Source organism: Hymenobacter koreensis, assembly GCF_039541855.1.
Taxonomy (GTDB): Bacteria; Bacteroidota; Bacteroidia; order Cytophagales; family Hymenobacteraceae; genus Solirubrum; species Solirubrum koreensis.
Genome location: NZ_BAABHA010000002.1, coordinates 428,574 through 444,690 on the forward strand (window position 1 = coordinate 428,574; position 16,117 = coordinate 444,690).

At 59.5% G+C, this 16,117-nt stretch carries 14 protein-coding genes and 1 tRNA gene; 8 read left to right on the forward strand and 7 right to left on the reverse strand.

What is annotated here, in order from left to right; all coding sequences use genetic code 11:
• Window positions 1–167: 167 nt before the first annotated feature.
• Together accD and ABD903_RS04730 are read right to left on the reverse strand one after the other, a co-directional pair.
• The gene (accD, locus tag ABD903_RS04725; RefSeq protein WP_345221863.1) at window positions 168–1,043 is read right to left on the reverse strand and encodes an acetyl-CoA carboxylase, carboxyltransferase subunit beta; all 876 of its coding nucleotides are present in this window, start codon (window positions 1,041–1,043) and stop codon (window positions 168–170) included.
• A gap of 145 nt (window positions 1,044–1,188) precedes the next feature.
• Window positions 1,189–2,241, reverse strand: coding sequence for a class I fructose-bisphosphate aldolase (locus ABD903_RS04730; protein WP_345221865.1), 1,053 nt, complete (start codon window positions 2,239–2,241; stop codon window positions 1,189–1,191).
• Window positions 2,242–2,400: 159 nt separating this feature from the next.
• Here ABD903_RS04730 and ABD903_RS04735 point away from each other — a divergent pair, with 159 nt between their 5' ends.
• On the forward strand, window positions 2,401–3,420 hold the full coding sequence (locus tag ABD903_RS04735) for an OmpA/MotB family protein (protein ID WP_345221867.1): 1,020 nt from the start codon (window positions 2,401–2,403) through the stop codon (window positions 3,418–3,420).
• A 79-nt stretch (window positions 3,421–3,499) separates the two neighbouring features.
• Here the strand turns inward: ABD903_RS04735 and ABD903_RS04740 are convergent, their stop codons facing one another.
• Both ABD903_RS04740 and ABD903_RS04745 read right to left on the reverse strand, forming a co-directional pair.
• The gene (locus tag ABD903_RS04740; protein ID WP_345221869.1) at window positions 3,500–4,483 is read right to left on the reverse strand and encodes an MBL fold metallo-hydrolase; all 984 of its coding nucleotides are present in this window, start codon (window positions 4,481–4,483) and stop codon (window positions 3,500–3,502) included.
• A 196-nt stretch (window positions 4,484–4,679) separates the two neighbouring features.
• On the reverse strand, window positions 4,680–5,819 hold the full coding sequence (locus ABD903_RS04745) for a cystathionine gamma-synthase (RefSeq protein WP_151077952.1): 1,140 nt from the start codon (window positions 5,817–5,819) through the stop codon (window positions 4,680–4,682).
• 148 nt (window positions 5,820–5,967) lie between these two features.
• Here ABD903_RS04745 and ABD903_RS04750 point away from each other — a divergent pair, with 148 nt between their 5' ends.
• From ABD903_RS04750 to ABD903_RS04770, 5 genes are all read left to right on the forward strand, one after another.
• A complete protein-coding gene (locus ABD903_RS04750) occupies window positions 5,968–6,921 on the forward strand; it encodes a DUF2167 domain-containing protein (RefSeq protein ID WP_345221873.1) in 954 nt (317 codons plus the stop codon).
• Window positions 6,922–7,010: 89 nt separating this feature from the next.
• Window positions 7,011–7,724, forward strand: a complete 714-nt coding sequence (locus ABD903_RS04755) for a TVP38/TMEM64 family protein (protein WP_345221875.1) — start codon at window positions 7,011–7,013, stop codon at window positions 7,722–7,724.
• 109 nt (window positions 7,725–7,833) lie between these two features.
• A tRNA-Arg gene (locus tag ABD903_RS04760) sits at window positions 7,834–7,907 on the forward strand.
• 254 nt (window positions 7,908–8,161) lie between these two features.
• Complete coding sequence (locus ABD903_RS04765; RefSeq protein WP_345221877.1) at window positions 8,162–9,484, forward strand: DASH family cryptochrome; 1,323 nt, start codon at window positions 8,162–8,164, stop codon at window positions 9,482–9,484.
• Window positions 9,485–9,656: 172 nt separating this feature from the next.
• Window positions 9,657–11,078 carry a Glu/Leu/Phe/Val family dehydrogenase gene (locus tag ABD903_RS04770; protein ID WP_345221879.1) on the forward strand — a complete coding sequence of 474 codons (1,422 nt, stop codon included), beginning with the start codon at window positions 9,657–9,659 and terminating at the stop codon, window positions 11,076–11,078.
• Window positions 11,079–11,117: 39 nt separating this feature from the next.
• On the opposite strand, the gene ABD903_RS04775 is transcribed toward ABD903_RS04770, so the two are convergent.
• Window positions 11,118–11,783: a DUF2461 domain-containing protein gene (locus ABD903_RS04775; protein WP_345221881.1), complete on the reverse strand. Its 666-nt coding sequence runs from the start codon at window positions 11,781–11,783 to the stop codon at window positions 11,118–11,120.
• 158 nt (window positions 11,784–11,941) lie between these two features.
• Between ABD903_RS04775 and ABD903_RS04780 the strand changes: the two genes are divergently transcribed.
• The gene (locus tag ABD903_RS04780) at window positions 11,942–12,517 is read left to right on the forward strand and encodes a DNA-3-methyladenine glycosylase I (RefSeq protein WP_345221883.1); all 576 of its coding nucleotides are present in this window, start codon (window positions 11,942–11,944) and stop codon (window positions 12,515–12,517) included.
• 50 nt (window positions 12,518–12,567) lie between these two features.
• Here the strand turns inward: ABD903_RS04780 and ABD903_RS04785 are convergent, their stop codons facing one another.
• On the reverse strand, window positions 12,568–12,861 hold the full coding sequence (locus ABD903_RS04785; protein WP_345221885.1) for a hypothetical protein: 294 nt from the start codon (window positions 12,859–12,861) through the stop codon (window positions 12,568–12,570).
• Window positions 12,862–13,068: 207 nt separating this feature from the next.
• On the opposite strand from ABD903_RS04785, the gene ABD903_RS04790 reads away from it, so the two are divergent.
• Window positions 13,069–13,596, forward strand: a complete 528-nt coding sequence (locus ABD903_RS04790; protein ID WP_345221887.1) for a GNAT family N-acetyltransferase — start codon at window positions 13,069–13,071, stop codon at window positions 13,594–13,596.
• 131 nt (window positions 13,597–13,727) lie between these two features.
• Here the strand turns inward: ABD903_RS04790 and ABD903_RS04795 are convergent, their stop codons facing one another.
• Window positions 13,728–15,863, reverse strand: coding sequence for a carboxy terminal-processing peptidase (locus ABD903_RS04795; protein ID WP_345221889.1), 2,136 nt, complete (start codon window positions 15,861–15,863; stop codon window positions 13,728–13,730).
• Window positions 15,864–16,117 lie beyond the last annotated feature (254 nt).

A 16,117-nucleotide genomic window follows, 5' to 3' on the forward strand; every position in this document is an offset into this window, starting at 1 on the left:
TTACTGATTCCAGCAGCAAAATGTTCAGCAAACATAGAACTTGTACTATTAAACTAACTTACTCAACTCAAGGGTGGACTTAATACTGAGGTTAAACGGGAAACCCCGCCTAGCGTTCAACTGAACAGCTAAGCGGGGTTTTCCAAGAAGCGTGCCGGTTTACTTGGCTAGCGCGGCGTAATGGGTGCCTCTACTACGGCCGGCCGCAGCATATGCAGCAGATCGGTAAGCTGTTGCTTGAGCTGTTTGCGGTCCACAATAAAATCGAGGAAGCCGTGCTCCAGCACAAACTCGGCGCTCTGAAAACCCTTCGGCAGGTCTTTGCCAATCGTTTCCTTGATAACCCGCGGACCTGCAAAGCCGATGAGGGCGCCTGGCTCCGAGATATTAAAGTCGCCGAGCATGGCGTACGAAGCCGTAACACCGCCCGTGGTGGGGTCGGTGAGCATGGAAATGTACGGGATGCCCGCTTCGGCCAGCAGGGCCAGCTTGGCCGAGGTTTTGGCCATCTGCATCAGCGAGTAGCCCGCCTCCATCATGCGCGCCCCACCCGATTTGCTGATCATCAGGAAGGGCAGACGGTTCTGGCGGGCGTAATCGATGGCGCGGGCAATTTTTTCGCCCACTACCGAACCCATGGAACCACCAATAAACCGGAAGTCCATACAGGCTACCACCAAGCCTTGGCCGTTCAGGCGGCCGTGAGCCGTGCGTACTGCGTCGCGCAGGCCGGTCTGGCGCTGCGTGGCGGCAATGCGCTGCGGATAGCCTTTGGTGTCCACAAAGTGCAGCGGATCGGCCGAGGTCAGGTTCGCGTCAAGTTCCGTGAACTGGTTGCCATCGAACAAAATCTCGAAGTACTCCGCCGAGTCGATACGGTCGTGGTGGTTGCACTTGGCGCAGGTATAGAGCAAACGCCGATGCTCGCCCATGTCGGTAACGGTGCCGCACTCCTGGCATTTATACCACAGGCCGTCGGGCGTTTCCTTCTTCTGCTCTGTGGGCGTGATAATGCCCTTCTCCTGACGCTTAAACCAAGCCATTCGTATGTATGCTATTAGCTATCAGCAGCTGGCTGTTAGCCTATGTTTGACAGATTTTTAAAGCAACTCGGCTGGCAGCAGGCCGAGCTTTCTTTCTACAAAGAAAGCCGGCAGCGAACGGGCAGCAGCTCTCGGCTCTAAAAAGTTACGCAATTGTGATTTGCTCGTTCAGGTAAACATCCTGAATGGCATTGAGCAAATCGACGCCCTCGGCAAAGGGCCGCTGAAAAGCTTTACGACCTGAAATCAGACCTTGCCCACCGGCGCGCTTGTTGATGATGGCCGTACGAACGGCTTCTTCGCGGTCGGTGGCGCCTTTGCTTTCCCCACCGGAGTTAATCAGGCCGATGCGGCCCATGTAGCAGTTGGCTACCTGATAGCGGGTCAAGTCGATGGGGTTGTCCGACGACAACGACTCGTACATGGCCTTGTGGGTTTTGCCGAACTTAAGGGTACTGAAGCCGCCGTTGTTTTCAGGCAGCTTCTGCTTGATGATATCGGCTCCGATGGTTACGCCCAAGTGGTTGGCCTGGCCCGTAAGGTCGGCCGATACGTGGTAGTCTTTGTCAGAGGTTTTAAAGGCGTTGTTGCGCGTGTAGCACCACAGTACCGTGGCCATGCCCAGCTCGTGGGCCCGCTCGAACGCCTGCGCCACTTCCTGAATCTGGCGGCTCGACTCCTCCGAGCCAAAGTAAATGGTAGCGCCCACGGCCGTAGCGCCGAGGTTCCAGGCTTCCTCTACCGAGCCGAACATGATCTGGTCGAACCTGTTGGGGTAGGTCAGCAGCTCGTTGTGGTTGATCTTAACCAGGAACGGGATTTTGTGAGCGTATTTGCGCGCTACCGTACCAAAGGTGCCGAACGTGGTGGCTACCGCGTTGCAGCCGCCTTCCACGGCCAGCTTAATGATGTTTTCGGGGTCGAAGTACATCGGGTTTGGGCCGAACGAGGCGCCGGCCGTGTGCTCGATGCCTTGATCGACGGGCAGGATGCTCATGTAGCCGGTGCCGGCCAAACGACCCGTGTTGTAGAGCTGCCCGAGGCTGCGCAGCACCTGCGGCGAGCGGTTCGACTGCAGGAAGCAGCGGTCGATAAAGTCGGCGCCGGGCTGGTGAATCTGGTCTTTGGTGATGGTTTTACACTCGTGCTGGAGCAGCGCTTCTACTTCGGCGCTAACCTGGAGGGAGCTGGTAGCCATGCTAGGGTGAGGGGTGAGAAAAGGAGGGGAAACGTGCGACAAATATAGGTCGAAAATCGGTTGAGGAAGGCCAATTGATTGAACTTGCGGCCGCTACTGGCTACCTTGCCACGGCCGCCCGGCTGCGCTTGCAACCGGTTCTTTTTGCCTTGTTTACTCGTGAAAAACTCCTCTCCTGCCCTTCTGCTGGCCACCGCTTTACTGGCTAGTGCCTCCTTTACCAGCTGCGTAACGGCCAAGAAGTACGACGACCTCTCGGCCCGCCAGAAAGCCACCGACCAATCCCGCGAAGCGGCCGAACGGCAGGCCCGCGAAGCCGTGGCTGAACTCAAGAAAGCCACCGAAAGCCTGAACGAGCTAAAGCTGGAAAACCGCCGCCTCGTAAACGACTCGGCCCAAACCGGTACCATCCTGCGCAAAACCCAGGGCTTGTACCGCGAGCTGAGCGACACGTACGACAAGCTTATCCGCAACAACGAGAAGGTACTGGCCAACAAAACGGCCGACTACCAGAAAGTAGCCCAGGATTTGGCCCGGCGCGAGGCCGAGCTCGGCGACTTGTCGAACAACCTCAACAAGAGCCGTTCAGAAATCGACAAGTTGGCCGCCGACGTGAAAACCCGCGAAGCCCGCCTGGCCGAATTGGAAAAAGCTTTGGCCGAAAAAGACGCGGCCGTAAACGCGCTGCGTGCCAAGGTGAGCAACGCCCTGCTCAGCTTTAAGGCCAGCGACCTGCAGGTGAAAGTGAAGGACGGCAAGGTGTACGTGTCGCTCTCGGAGCAGCTATTGTTCAAGTCGGGCTCCACGAAAGTAGACCCCAAAGGCCAGGAGGCGCTAACCAAGCTAGCGGGCGTGCTCAAAGACCAGCGCGACGTAAACGTGGTGGTGGAGGGCCATACCGACAACGTCCCGATTTTGAAAGGCACCGCCGGTATGCAGGATAATTGGGACCTGAGCGTGCTGCGCGCCACCGAAATTTCGCGCCTGCTTACTGTGGGCGGCGTGCAGCCGGAGCGCATCACGGCTTCGGGCCGCTCGCAGTACGTGCCCGTGGCCGGCAACGACAACGCGACCAACAAGGCCATGAACCGCCGCACCGAAATCATTTTGACGCCCAAGCTCGACGAGCTGTTTCAGCTGCTGGACGCCAACTCGCAGGCAACGAAACCGACGAAGTAAGCAGCAACTTGTTTTGTTAAACGCCAGACGGGTCCCACGCATTAATGTGTGGGACCCGTCTGGCGTTTAAGGCCTGTTACTATTCCCACCAGCGCGAGTTATAGGCCCCCTGTGCCAACGTAACGGGTTGTCCCGGCGCGGGCAGCAGCAACGACACGCCGTGAGCTTCGGCAGCTACTTGCAGACGTTCGACGGGCTCTATCCAGCTGTGAAAGGCCAGATTGAAAGTGCCCCAATGTATGGGCAGCAGCAGTTGACTATTCAGTGCCAAGTGCGCCTGCACGGCGTGGTCGGGCCCCATGTGAATATCGGCCCACAGGTCGTCGTAGGCCCCAATTTCGAGCAAGCTCAAATCGAATGGGCCGTAGGCAGCGCCGATTTCGCGGAACCCGGCTTCGTACGGGCCAGAGTCGCCGCCGAAGAACGCGCGGTGCGTTGGGCCCAGCAGGCACCAAGAAGCCCAAAGGGTGTCGTCGCGGCTGAAGGAACGGCCGGAGAAATGGCGAGCGGGCGTGGCTACCAGGGTGTGCGTTTCGCCTACTGTTACTTTCTGCCACCAATCCAGCTCGTGAATTTGCTCCGGCTTCACGCCCCAGCGGCGCAGGTGTGCACCCACGCCCAGCGGACAGTAAAACGGCACGCCGGTAGGCATCAGCTGCCGAATGGCCGCTTTGTCGAGGTGGTCGTAATGGTCGTGGGAAATGATAACGCCGTCGAGCTTAGGCAATGCGGCTAATGCTACGGGCGGAGCGAAAAACCGCCTGGGCCCTACTCTGGCCGACGGCGACGCCCGTAGGGCCCACACCGGGTCGGTCAGGAACCGTTTGCCGTTCAGCTCAATCAGTGTAGACGAATGCCCAAACCATGTAACGCGTACGCCTGCGGTGGGCGCGGGCTCGGCCAGGGTAGCCGGATGGAGACTAAACGGCCCCAGCGGCTTAAGAGGCTCCCGCTCTTCTTTGCCCCATAACCAGCGGCGGGCCATACGGCCGTAGTCGGCCGACATGCCGGTGGCAACAGTGTTTAAATACTTCTTGCCGTTGAACCGGGAAGGGGTTTTCATGCAGGTTGAGAATAGAATCAGCAATGTGCTACGTGCTTCTATTGCTGACGCAGAAGTCGTCGGTTTGCTTTAAACTCTACCCAACAAAAAACCGCCTACTCATTGTGGAGCAGACGGCTTTATATCGAGGGCAACTTTTAGCAACGTACTAGTACGAACTGCAAGCCACTCAAGGCAGCAAGCAAACGCAAGCGCATTAGCCGATGGCCTGAGCCAGATCCGCAATCAGGTCCTCAGCGTCCTCAATGCCCACACTCAGGCGAATAAGCGAGTCCGACAGGCCGGCTTTGCGGCGCTCTTCGGCCGGAATGCTGGCGTGCGTCATGGTAGCGGGGTGGCCCGAGAGGCTTTCCACACCGCCAAGGCTTTCAGCCAGCGAGAACAGCTCGAACTTCTCCAGCACGGCCACCGCGTCCTCAATCTTATCGGTTTTGAGCACGAAGGAAATCATGCCGCCGAAGTCGCGCATTTGCTGGCGCGCCACCTGGTGGTTGGGGTGCGACTCGAAACCGGGCCAGTACACCTGCCCTACTTTGGGGTGCTGCTTGAGGTATTCGGCCACGGCACGACCGTTTTCGCAGTGGCGCTGCATGCGCACGTGCAGGGTTTTCAGACCGCGCAAAATCAGGAAGCAGTCCTGCGGACCAGGCGTACCACCCGAGGCGTTCTGGATGTAAGCGAGGCGCTCAGCCAGCTCGGCATCTTTCATTACCAAGGCGCCCATAACCACGTCGGAGTGGCCGCCCATGTATTTGGTGAGCGAGTACATGACCACGTCGGCGCCCAGCTCCAGCGGGGTTTGCAGGTAGGGCGTGGCAAAGGTGTTATCAACCACCAGCAGCGCGCCCGACTCCTTAGCCACCTCGGCCATGGCCTTGATGTCGATGATGTGCAGCAGCGGGTTGGTGGGCGTTTCGGCCCAAATAAGCTTGGTGCGTTCGTTGCAGGCGGCGCGCACGGCTTCTTTGTCGTGCATGGGCACGAAGTGGAATTTGATGCCGTATTTGGCGAAGATGCGGGTGAAAATGCGGTAGGAGCCGCCGTACAGGTCGTTGGTGGCCACCACTTCGTCGCCGGGTTCCAGCAGCTTCACCATGCAGTCGATGGCAGCCATACCGGAGGCGAAGCACAGGCCGTGGGTGCCGTTGTCCAGCGCCGCCAGGGCATCCTGCAGCTGGGTGCGGGTGGGGTTGTGCGTACGCGAGTACTCGTAGCCTTTATGGTCGCCGGGCGAGCGTTGCACGTAGGTCGAGGTCTGGTAAATGGGCGTCATGATGGCGCCGGTAGTAGGGTCCGGATGTACACCGGCATGAATGGCTTTGGTGCCGAATTTCATAGCGAAGGGTTGATTCTGAGAAACAGGAAACGCCGAAAGAGCCCAAAGGTAACAGGCCTATTTTTCTTGGCGGCACTTGCCGGCTAAGCTATTGTAAGCGCCTACCTTGCACCGGTTTGTACCTATTTCTCATTTTACCCTTTACCGCTTGAAACAACTTCTACGCTTCCTCTGCTTGCTCCTTCTGCCCGCACTCAGTGCCCGGGCCGCCAGCACGCCCATCGATTCGACCGCCCTGCGTCAGGCCCGCATCGATTCCGTTAACGCCACTTTCCGTTACCAGACCGGCAAAATTCAGCTTCCCGAAGGCCTGGGCAGTCTTACCGTGCCTGCCGGTATGCGCTTTCTCGATGCCGAACAAAGCCGCCGCGTGTTGGTAAACCTCTGGGGCAACCCCGAAACGGCCACCGAAGGTGTTAAAGGCATGCTTTTCCCCGCCGATAAGGGCCCAATTGCCGAAGGCAACTGGGCGTTTGTGGTTAGTTACGAGCCCATGGGCTACGTGAAAGACGACGACGCCGAAGACATCAATTACGACGAATTGTTGGCCGACATGCAGGCGGAAACCCGCGAGAACAACGAAGCCCGCAAGGCTGCTGGTTACGGCGGCTTCGAGTTGCTCGGCTGGGCCGTTGCACCGCACTACGACAAGGCAACCCACGCCCTGCACTGGGCCAAAAAGCTGCAATTTGAGGGCAGCGAGACGCCCACCCTCAACTACGACGTGCGCCTGCTCGGCCGCAAAGGCGTGCTCAGCCTGAACGCCGTGGCCGACTCCATGCAGCTTGGCCTGGTACAGTCGCAGATTCCAGCCGTAGTAAAAGGTACCGATTTCGCCCAGGGCCTGCGTTATGCCGACTTCAACCCCGACATCGACGAAGTAGCCGCGTACTCCATTGGCGGTTTGGTAGCCGGCAAGGTGCTGGCCAAGGTGGGTGCATTTGCCCTCATTGCCAAGTTCTGGAAAGTTATTCTGGCGCTGCTGGCTGCAGGTTTCACGGCCGTTCGCCGTTTCCTCTCGGGTCGTTCAAAAACCGATGAGGAGCCCGCGCTGGCCTACTCCGAAACGGCCGACAACGGTAATCCTCCGGCCGAAGTGTAGCTTCGGCGCCGGATTTTACGTTTCAGCCTCACGAGCGGGCCGGCCCGGTGGCCGGTCCGCTCGTGCATTTAGCCCGCTGCCGTTTGCCCATGCGTTTTCTCCGCGACCTGTTCCGCACCAATTTCTCCACCCTGCTCTCCATGGGCCTGCTGGTGGCCATGCCCGTGGTGGGCAGCTCGTCGCTCACCTGGATTTTGTACCGCAATCAGGATTTGTTGCAGCAGCTCACGCCGGTTCAGGTGGGGCTGTATTTCGTGCTCATTGCCTTTACCATGGCGTTTGCGCTTACGCCCACCACGTTTGTGGCCTTGGTAACGGGCTTTTACTTCGGCTGGCTGGGCTTCCCCGGCATGGTGGTGAGTTACGCCTTGGCGGCCCTAGTGGGTTACGCCATTGCCTCGGCCCTCGACCACGGCAAAATGCTCACCTTCCTGCACCATTTTCCCAAAGCCGATGCTGTAATGCGGGAGCTGAAAAACGAAAGTTGGCAGCTCATCCTGCTCACGCGCCTTTCTCCCGTACTGCCCTTCGCCCTCATGACGTTTGTGCTGGCCGTGATGCGCGTGGACCGGAAACGGTTTTTACTGGCCTCGGTGCTGGGCATGCTCCCGCGCAGCCTATTCTTCTACTGGCTGGGCACTAAAGCCCAAGACGTATTCAGCGCCGTGAGCGACCCCGACAGCGGCACCGCGGGCAAGCTGCTGGTGGCAGCCCTGATTGTGGTATCGGTTTTTGGCTTGTACTGGCTTTTCAACCGGGCGCTGAACCGCGCGCTGCAAAAAGGACAAAAAAATTCTGTCTGACTTTCAGTCGCTTGCTGCCCACCACGACCCTTTTTCACGGAAATAGCAGCTTGTAATTTGCGTTTCCGAAATTTCAGCGGCTATCTTTGCGCTCCGCTAGACGGAAAAGGGTCACGTAGCTCAACTGGATAGAGCACCTGGCTACGAACCAGGAGGTTTGGGGTTCGACTCCCTACGTGACCACAAAAAACGCCCTCGGCATTGCGCCGAGGGCGTTTTTATTTCCGGGCACTTTCCTTTTTCTGGTTGATCAAATAGTTCAGCACCAAGTAGCTGACGGCTACCAAAAGAATTGCTAAAAGCGGGTAACCGAGCACTGTAGGCAAAGGGCATTCGGTAGGCTCAAGCGGCATAAGCACCAGCATTTAGGGCCACAAACATTGTCCCCGTCCGGGCGTTGTACCGAAGGCAAAACACCTGCCGCTGAAACCTGCTGCATGAAAGTCTTGTACTGGCTGCGCAATGATTTGCGCTTGCACGACAACGAAATTCTGACGGCTCTGCCAGCTTCCGCCGAAGCGCTGCTGCCCGTCTATTGCTTCGACCCGGCTGCCCTAGGGGCCGACCGCTATTTGGGCCTGCCGCGGCTGGGTCCGCACCGCCTGCCGTTTCTGTTGGAAAGTCTGGCCGATTTGCAGCGCCAATACTCCACTTTGGGTTCCGGTATCCACTTTGTGTTCGGGAATCCTGCCATTGAGCTGCCGCGCCTAGTTCGCGAATTAAGTCTGAGCGCCGTGTGGACGAGTGCCGAACACCCGCACGAAGAAACTACCGCCGAAACCGAACTCGTAGCTGCTCTGGGCCGCAGTGTGCCCGTCCGCTTCTTCGAAACGCTTTCGTTGCTGCACCCGCACGACCTACCCATCTCCGTGCAGCAGCTGCCGCTTTCGTTCAGCAAGTTTCGGTTTGATGTAGCGGCGGGCACGCAGGTGCGCCCGCCCTTGTCCACCCCCCGGCAGTTGCCGCCGCTGCCCGCCGGCGTAACGCCCGCGCCATTGCCCAGCGCAGCCGCTGTGACCGAAGCACTGGGCCAATCAATGGCTGCAGAGCGCCGCCGCGACTCTCGTTCGGCACTGCCAGCGCTAGGCGGGGGCGAAACTGCCGCATTGGCCCGCCTGCACGACTACATAGTGGACCGCCGCCTCATTGCGCGCTATAACGACACCCGTAACGAGATGCTAGGCGAAGCTTTCAGCACCAAGTTTTCGCCCTGGCTGGCCAATGGCAGCTTGTCGGCCCGCCAAATATGGGCGGCCATCAACGACTACGAGGCCGTAGCGGGCCCGAACGGAAAAGGCTCCCAGCAGCTGCGTATGGAACTCGTGTGGCGCGACTATTTCCGGCTGCTCGCCCGCCGCGCTGGGGCTGGCTTTTTCCGCCTCGCGGGCCTGCGTGGCCAGCTGCCCAAGGCCATCAACCCAGACCGGGCCGCCTTTGAAAGCTGGACCCAGGGCCGTACCGGCAACGGGTTCGTCGACGCCAACATGCGCGAGCTGGCCGCCACGGGCTTCATGAGCAACCGTGGCCGCCAAAACGCGGCCAGTTACCTCATTCACGACTTAGGCCAAGATTGGCGCTGGGGCGCGGCCTGGTTTGAACACCAGCTCATCGACCACGACCCAGCTTCGAACTGGGGCAACTGGAAATACATAGCCGGCACCGGCACCGATGTGCGGGACACCGCTTTCGACGTGGCTCAGCAGGCCCGCCGCTACGACCCAAAGGGCCGGTACGTTCGCACCTGGATGCGCGAAGCCTGAAGAGGCGGCAACGAGCTGCGCCATTAACTATGGCCCTGGCATGCTGCTGGGGTCTTTTTTGCATGTTGCTCCTTATGCCAAGACAGGGTCTCCAAGATCAGGCAAGGGCCGACGCAACGGAGCGGTTCGGTTTCTCGTTCGCAAGCAGACTTCCTCACCTAATCATGCGCATATGAGCCAGCCGATTCAGGGAAAAGATTTCTACGACAGTGTGCTGCAGTTTTACGACAAGGCGGCGCGGTTTTCCCGGCTGGACCCGGGCATTCTGGAGCAAATCAAGGTTTGCAACAGCGTGTACAAGGTGAGTTTTCCGGTGGAAGTTGATGGCCACGTGCAGGTGTTCGAAGGCATTCGGGTGCAGCACAGCCACCACAAACTGCCCAGCAAAGGAGGCATCCGCTATAGCGTTTACGTGGACGAAGAAGAGGTAAAAGCCCTGGCCACGCTCATGACTTTTAAATGTGCCTTGGTGGACGTGCCGTTTGGCGGAGCCAAGGGCGGCGTGAAAATCAACCCGCGCACCAGCTCCGTGCAAACGCTGGAACGCGTAACGCGCCGCTACGCCAGTGAGCTGATCAAGAAAAACCTGATTGGGCCGGGCATGGACGTGCCCGCGCCCGACTACGGAACCGGCAGCCGCGAAATGGCCTGGATTGCCGATACCTACCTAGCTTTTAAGTTTGGCGACACCAATGCTCTGGGCTGCGTTACGGGCAAACCCGTGGGCCAAGGCGGCATCCGGGGCCGCACGGAGGCCACCGGCTTGGGCGTGTTCTTCGGCTTGCGTGAGCTGTTTAACGACATGGTCATGCTCAAAAAACTGGAGTTGAGCAGCGGCATTGCGGGCAAGCGCATAATTGTGCAAGGCTTGGGGAATGTGGGCTACCACGCCGCGCATTTCTGCCAGCAGGCCGGCGCCATTATTACGGGCATTGCCGAGCGCGAAGGCGGCATTTTTAACCCCGACGGCCTGGATGTGGAAGCCGTGATGAGCCACCGCACCGAAGGCGGCTCCATCCTCAATTACCCCGGCGCTGAAAACGTGGCCGACTCGGGCAAGCTGCTGGAATACGAGTGCGACGTGCTGCTGCCTGCTGCCCTCGAAAACCAGATCCACGAAGGCAACGCCGCCCGCATTCAGGCGAAAGTGGTGGCTGAAGGAGCTAACGGCCCGGTAACCCGCGCCGCCGAGCAAATCCTGCTCGAGCGCGGCGTAGTGGTTCTGCCCGACCTCTACCTAAACGCCGGTGGGGTAACCGTGTCGTACTTCGAGTGGCTGAAGAACCTTTCCAACGTACGCTTCGGGCGCATGGGCAAACGGGCCGAAGAGGCATCGTTGCAGCGCTTGGTTACCACCATCGAGCAAACCACCGGCAAGAGCATCAGCGCGCAGGAGCGGGAACTGATTGTGCGCGGCGCCGACGAAATCAGCCTAGTACGCTCGGGCCTCGAGGATACCATGATTGTGGCCTACCACGAAATACGGGAGGTGCAGAATCAGATCAAAGGCATCGAGGATTTGCGCACGGCCGCCTTTTACAGCGCCATCGAAAAGGTTGGCGTGAGCTACCAGGCGCTCGGCATTTTCCCGTAACACGATGGGCAGCGGCTCTTCCGGCAACTGCTATTATTCCTAGTCCAGGCCGCGGTTCAAAAACCGGATCAGGGGCTGTAGACCTTGGAAGCCGGCGGTTACGCGGGCCTGTAGTTCCGGACTGGTAACCTCGGCATCGGTTAAAGGGTGCGAGGCGGTGAAGCTGCGCAACTTAAGATACGGCAAGGCTGGGTTGGCGGCATCGTAGCCTTTGGGTGGGCGCCGCAGGGCGGTTTCCTGGCTCAGGCCCGTAAAGTAGCGTCGAAAATCGGGGCCGGCCAGCAGCTGTTCGAAGGCGGGCAGGTCATAATCTATTTCCTGCCGAATGGCGGCCAGCGCGGCGGCGTCGGGCATGTACAGGCCACCGGCCACAAAGGAGTTGGCAGGCTCGATGTTCAGGTAATAACCGGCCGTAGGTGCGCCTTTGCCCCCGGCGTTAAACCAAGCCCCGAAGTTGGATTTGTACGGCGACTTATCGGTTGAGAAACGTACGTCGCGGTTGATGCGGAATACGCACTTTTTGGGCTGCAGCCGCGAGGCAGCAATGGCTGCGTCAAAAGCCTCTACGCCGGCAAGCAGCTCTACCACCAGGTTCAGAAAATCGGCCTTGGCGAGGTCGTAAGCAGGCCGGTTCGCGTCGAACCAGGGCTTGGTGTTGTTGGCTTTTAGGTCGGCGAGGAACGTGAGGGTAGCAGCTTGAAGCATATGCGGTAGGTTAAGGCGGCAAATACGCAAGCGCGCGGCAAACCTGCGGCCCCATGCGGCAAACAAACCTGGGAGCTGCGGCTTAACCAGCGGCAGTACCTTCGGTTTAAGCGTGCGTATTCCTCTTTGCTGCTATACCGTTTGTTTAACTACTCTGCATGATGCCTTCTGCGCCGTGCCCCTGGGCCGAACACAGCCCATTGCTACGCGACTTCCACGACCACGAATGGGGCGAGCCAGTGGCCGAGGCCGCTATTTTGTTTGAGTACTTGGTGCTGCACACCTTCCAGATCGGGTTCGACTTTCCGGTGGTATTGCGCCGACGCGAAGCATTTCGGGAACTACTGGCTGGGTTCGACCCCGAACGCCTGGCTCGTTTCGGCGCCGAGGAAGTAGAGGACTTGCTGCACAACCCGCGCATTCTGCGCAACCGCCGCAAGCTGGAAGCCACGCTGCAGAACGCTCGGGCCTGGCTGCGCCTCCGCCAAGAGCTAGGCGGCGACGAGCAATTACTTGCCTTTTTCTACGCGTTTGTGGGCGGCTTTCCGCTCGATACCCAACGCAGTGCCAATAACCCGGTACCACTCAGCACGCCCGAAAGCGAAGCCCTAAGCAAGGAACTCAAGCGGCGAGGCTTTACCATGACGGGGCCCGTTACCTGCTACAGTATTCTGCAAACGGCGGGCATGGTAAACGACCACCTGCTAGCTGCCCGCGCCATACCGAGTGCTTAGGATTGGCGGCGGACCGGTAGCGCAACGGTGAGCTTTCGAACCAAGCAGGTTTACAGCGGATGTACGCCGCCGATATTGCTCGCGCCGGGGTCCGTTTCGCCGCTGGTGTCGGGCTGCACGTTGGCCGCACCGGGGTCGACAGGCGTTTCTTCGTTGTCTTCGTCAACTGGCTCGGGCACCGCGGCGGGTTGCGGCGGGGTGGTGCCGCTGGTTTTGGGGTCCTGCTTCGGGTCGGTTTGGTGGGCCTGATTTCTTGGGTCTTCGGGCCTATAAGCTGATGTGGTTTTCATGAAAGATGCGGCAAAGTGAAAGGAGTTACCGCCGGCACCGGCAGTCTTGGTCATGTGTGTACGCAAACGGAGCGGCCTACGGTAATGGCGGGGCTGAGACGCATCGTTACGCCGGACCTAGGGCTCTGGTAGCCGCTGCCCGCGTTGCTTGAACCAGGCGCCGCTGATGCAAACGCGGGCCGCGCCGTGGTGAGCGGTTCCTCCCCGCTTCAGCCCGGTTTCAGCAGCCACCAACTTCGCCCTGCCGCCTATTTTTGCGCCATGCAAACTTCCCTGCACCTCGTCAGCGCAACTCCAGCTGATGTTCCTGAGCTTCTGACGCTGGTTAACCGCGCTTACCGCGGCGAAGCCGGGGCGGTAGCGGGCTGGACCAACGAAGCTCATCTGCTGGAAGGTCCGCGCACCTCGGCCGCCGCGCTAACGGAACTCCTCACGCAACCAGCCGCCGCCATTCTCGCCTGCCGTATGGGTACGAATGGCCCGTTGGTTGGCAGCGTGTACGTGCAGGTTCAGGCTCCCAAACTATACCTGGGTATGCTGGCAGTAACTCCCGAACACCAGGCGTTGGGCATTGGCAAATTCCTGCTGCAAGCCGCCGAACACCATGCCACGCAGCATGCCTGCCGCTCTGTGGTCATGACGGTGCTTTCGGCGCGGCCCGAGCTGTTGGCTTGGTACCAGCGGCGCGGCTACTTGCCCACGGGAGTCATTCAGCCGTTTCCTACCGGGCCCGATCATGGCACTCCGAAGCAGGAATTGAGTCTGGTAGAACTCGAGAAAACCCTGTAAAGCCGCCGAAGCTACGTGTTTGCCAAGCTTTACTCAGTCAACTGCCTGGTCTTCTGAACGCCGAAGCGCCGGCTTCTTTTCCCTAAGGCATTGGGAAAAGAAGCCGGCGCTTCGGCGTTCGGCAAACCGGGTTACAGCACGTCCTTGATAACGGCTACGGCTTCGTGCAGGGTTAGGTCTTTGCGCAGGGGCTTGGTAAAACGAGCCAGCCGCTGGGTTTGGGCGCTATCTGTAGCCACGCCCGTTCCCAGGGCCGACACTTCCAGACCCGGGGCAAGGTTTTGGGCCTGCTTGAACTTCTCCGAAGCCGCCTGCACCAGCTTTTGCTCGGCGCGGAAGGTGGCCAGGTGCAACGGCGCCTGCGTGGTTTTCTGGCGCTTGAGCATGTTCTGCACCGACTCGTTTAGCACCTGGAACGCGGGGTTTGCGGCTACGCGCTGTTGGCTGGCGGCCGCCAGTTTAGGCAGCGGCAAGGCCGTGGCGGCCGTTTTGTAGGTAGCGGGCGCAATTTCGTCCCAGGGCAGGGCGTACTTGGTTTGCTGCTCGCCGTCGGCAAAGGCGCTGTAGGCATCGGGCACCACAATGTCGGGCGTTACGCCCTTGAACTGGGTGGACGCGCCGTTAATGCGGTAATACTTCTGAATGGTCATTTTCAGCGACCCAAACGGCTTCAGGTTGGCAAAGTCGGACGGCAGAGCCTGGTCGAGGTCGAAGACGCGCTGCACGGTGCCTTTGCCGTAAGTGGTGTTGCCCATAATTACGCCGCGCTTGTGGTCCTGAATGGCAGCCGCCAGAATTTCCGAGGCCGAGGCGCTGTACTTGTTTACCAGCACCACCAACGGGCCGGTGTACTGCACCTTCGGGTCGGGGTCGGCTAGTACGTCGGCGGCGCGCTGCCGGCTCTTTACTTGCACCATGGGGCCGCTTTCCACGAAGAGGCCGGCCATTTCCACGGCGTCCTGCAGGGAGCCGCCGCCGTTAAAGCGCAGGTCCAGCACCACGCCCTGCACGTTTTCCTTCTTGAGCTTTTCCAGCTCCGTGGCCACATCCTGGGCCGAGCTCCGGCCGCCATTCTGGTTGAAGTCGGCGTAGAAGCTGGGCAGCAGGATGTAGCCAAACTTGCGGCCGTTTTCCTCGATTACCGCCGACTGCGCGTAGGTTTCCTCAATCACCACCACGTCGCGGATGATGGAAATAACCTTGGTGGTGGCGTCGGGCTTTTTCACCGTCAGGCGCACTTCGGTGCCTTTCTTGCCCCGAATCATCTGCACCACTTTATCGAAGCGCATGCCTTCTACGGCCACGGGCTCGGCGGGGCCTTGGGCCACGCGCAGAATCACGTCGCCGGTTTTCAGCTCGCCCTGACGGTAAGCAGCGCTGCCGGGCACGATGTAGGCTACTGTAATCTGGCCGTCTTTTTCCCCAAGTTGCGCGCCGGTGCCTTCGAGGCGGCCGGTTAAGGCGAGGTCGAAATTGGTTTTGTCGCGCGGCGCGAAGTACTCCGAGTGCGGGTCGTAGGTGTTGGCTACGGCGTTGGCAAACTGCGTGAGGCGGTCGGCGGCATCGGTCTGGCGCAGGTCGCTAAACCACTCCTCGTAATACTTGCGCACACGGGTGCGGGCGTCTTCCTCCAGCTGGGCCGGAGTGCGCAGCGGAGCCGAAACAACGGCTTCGGAGGGCACTGCTTTGGTGGAAGCTAACGACTTTTTTTGCTGCCGCTCCTGCTCGTCAAGTAGCTCGGCGTAGCGCACCATGGTTTGGTACTTAAGCAACCGGCGCCACAAGTCGCGGCGGGCGGCGGCATCGGCCGGGTAATCCAGCTTGTCGGACTCCGTCTCGAAGGTTTCGTTGACGGTGAAATCGAAGGGCTTGGCCAGCAGTTCGCGGTAAAGCACCTGCGCCTCCTGCATGCGCTGGTCCATGAGTTTGGTGGTCAGGTCCAGAAAGTCGTGCTTGCCGGCTTTGATCTGGTTGTCGATTTCCTTTTCGTACTGCTGCAACTGCTTGATGTCGGATTGCAGCAAAAAGCGTTTGTTGTTGTCGAGGCGCTGCAGGTACAGGGCAAAAGCGCGGCGCGAGAAAGCGTCGTCGAGCTGCTGGGGTTGCACGTGGGCCATGGTCAGGCCCTGGGCCACGGTGTGCAACAGAATTTCCTTTTTCTGCGGTGGCACCTCGTCGCGCTTGGGCGCCGGCGAATTGGGAAGCAGCAGGAAAAAACCAGGAAGCAGCGACGCGTACACACCCAGCGTAGAACGGAAGAAAGCCATAACGAAGTAGCGAGGTCAGAGGTAGAAGACCAGCCCGGCATTACTGCCCAGCGGGAACAACTCAAAGAGACGTTATGAGCATGCGAGTTGCACGGGCCCATTTGTGAAAGATAAACCCGCCGGCGCATTTACCGGGCAAGTCCGTCGGCGCCTTTAGACCAAGGCGTACTTTACGGGTTTAAAATCACTGATTTACAGATCCTTGTATTTGCACTTCTTTCTATCACCAAAGCACTTTCGCTCTATTATATACC